General features: G+C 31.6%; 1 protein-coding gene and 1 pseudogene. One reads left to right on the forward strand and one right to left on the reverse strand.

Translation table 11 applies throughout. The features are described 5' to 3' along the window. Positions 1-305 (forward strand): annotated as a pseudogene (locus F6K22_RS38310) (hypothetical protein); the annotation flags it as partial. A 471-nt stretch (positions 306-776) separates the two neighbouring features. Here F6K22_RS38310 and phnE read toward each other — a convergent pair. Next, positions 777-1,619 (reverse strand): phosphonate ABC transporter, permease protein PhnE, encoded by an 843-nt coding sequence (gene phnE / locus F6K22_RS38315; protein WP_293110125.1) that lies wholly within the window; start codon positions 1,617-1,619, stop codon positions 777-779. Between the last annotated feature and the right edge of the window lie 971 nt (positions 1,620-2,590).

The raw sequence follows: 2,590 nt of genomic DNA on the forward strand, positions 1-2,590 counted from the left end.
TAGATTACAACCGAGATCATGGAACTTCTTATCCAGCAGTTGCTGTGAAGGTAGGAGATAAAAAGGATTATTGCCACGCTCTGAAAATAAAAGGACCTTGCCAAATAGTTTATCAACCTCATCAACCTAATAATAGTCAAGCTGGAGGTGCCCGTTTGTGGATTGAAGTAGAACCGGAAAATATAGTAGAGCGAGTATACTTTAGTGATGGAGACTATGGTCCGCCACCGGAAGTAGTTCAGCAGCGAGCAAAAAATAAAAAGAAAAAATCAAAGAATCATAAGAAAAAGTCAAAAATTAAGTAGAGCGTGGTAAATTTTGTCCGTTATGCATCAAATTTTCAAATAGCTCAAAAGTCAGATATATCATTATTTTGAGGCATTTTGTCGCTAAATATGCAACGTGTTTTTTTAGCTTGCTCTACTTAACAGAAAAAGGAAATAGTAGAACCAATTAAATAAATAATTAGGGCTTGCTGATTAAATTTAAAAGCATTTATATGTAAATGCTTTAGTCTTGGTATGTGTTCTAAAAGCTCAAAATTTTCGCATTTTGAGCAAACAAGAGTAGAAAAATTGTCCCTTAATTTTCCCCCCTACATCCTCTATTACTCTCATTTATCCTAACTTTTATCCTTACCCATATACTTTTTTAGCCAACTCTCTTTATGTCATCTCGGGATGATTAGGTATATATAATAAAACTCCATAGCAATTGCCATCTTTGCTAGAGGGAGTAATATCAAAATCAGATCAAATCCTTTTCTTCAATCATTTTTAAACCAACCAATTTCTCAACTTTGCAGATAATAAATCAATTATGGAAGTTGCCAAAATTAAGATTATTAAAATTGCACAGACTTTTTGATATTGAAACGCTCCAAAACTTTGATAAAGAGAAACACCAATTCCACCCGCACCAACTATTCCTAAAACAGAAGCAGAACGAACATTAGACTCAAAGCGATATAAAACAAAAGAAGTCCATAAAGGCATTACTTGAGGAATTACACCAAATATAATCTCTTGAATTTTACTCGCACCTGTAGCACGAATTCCTTCAACCGGACCTAGGTCAATTGACTCAACTGCTTCAGAAAAAAGTTTTCCTAAAGTACCCGCCGTATGAATAAATAAAGCTAAAACACCAGCAAACGGACCTAATCCAACAGCTACTACAAATATCAAAGCAAACACCATTTCATTAATCGCCCGCATGGCATCTAAAATTCGACGAATAGGTTGTACAATCCAAACAGGACTAATATTTTCTGATGCCAACAGAGAAAAAGGAACAGCAGCGATCGCTGCCAAAATAGTTCCCCAAAGACCCATAGAAATAGTAATTATTGTATCTTCTAAATAAATTTTCCAATCGGAAAAATCTGGTGGAAAATAAGATTGAATATACTCCACCATATTACCGCTACGTTGGAATAAAGCTAGAAAATTTATTTCACTTTGTCGGTAAGAAAAAATCAGAATAATCAAAGCACCCAAGAGAAATATTATGCGAGTATTAGTTACTCGTTTTTTTTCCAGAGATAACATTTCTATGACTGCTGGAATAGCCAGAAAATTTTTATCACTATTTTCAAGATTATTTGATATTTTTGCCATGATTACTAATTGTCAATTATCTGCTATATAATCTTTAGATTAAATACTTATAATACTGAGATATAGGAAATAGGTAGAAAGTGAAATAACTTTTACAAAGATAAAGGAGTTTGTGAAAGCAAAAATATAGCATTATTGCTATCAAATTATCTCTCAAGACTTTCTTACAAAAATAGTAGACGATCGATTTATCTGAATATAATGATTACCTCAGCTAGAAGTTTATACTCTGATTCATAGTAAATAAGTCTTATACCATTTCTTTATGAAGCTGCAATTAATAAAGTAGAGCAGTCAGATTTATAAGGGAGATACCAAAAATAATGTGATGGAAACAAATAAACTAGACTTCTTCAGGTTAAAAATTAACTTAAAGACTCCCAGCTTCAGAGCTAGGTTAGCAAAATAAGTTTGATAGAAAATTATTAATGGAATTCTTATAAAGAAATGGTATTAGTAATACTAAATTTCAACAGCTTTGCTAAATATATTTGGTAATTAGGAGTTAGTATTTAGTAGTAAATACATCAAGGAGTTTGGAATGCAAAGTAAGTAGGTGGGGATAAATAAAAGTTAAAACGAAAAATCATAAAATTACACCATGAATAACTTTTTCAATATTTTTCACTGTTTTGAATCTTCGCTATTTTACCGATAATCAAACCCTCCTAAGTTATGTTGAAATAGTTATGTTGAAATGAATAAAATGAAAATTTGGTATTAGTCTTAGAGAGAAACTTATAGCCTAGTCAAGTACAGAATTATTTTTTATTACTGAAAAACTCGGCGTTGCACAATTAGGAATGATGAAATCCGAACATTTGATATTTCTGGATAATTCTTTCCTAAATATATGTACATTTGAAAATCTATTATCATTCTTTAATGTACAATCCCAAAACGTCATATTCAATCGACCAAGAGAAGAAAAAAATTCCTTTTAGCCAATCCTATCTGTTATAAGAAGAGGT

Source organism: Okeania sp. SIO2F4 (assembly GCF_010672385.1).
Classification (GTDB): Bacteria; Cyanobacteriota; Cyanobacteriia; order Cyanobacteriales; family Microcoleaceae; genus Trichodesmium.

What these genes read in the sequence shown, in the direction of transcription:
- phnE (WP_293110125.1), bottom strand. Translation starts at nt 1,619, where the DNA reads ATGGCAAAAATATCAAATAATCTTGAAAATAGTGATAAAAATTTTCTG.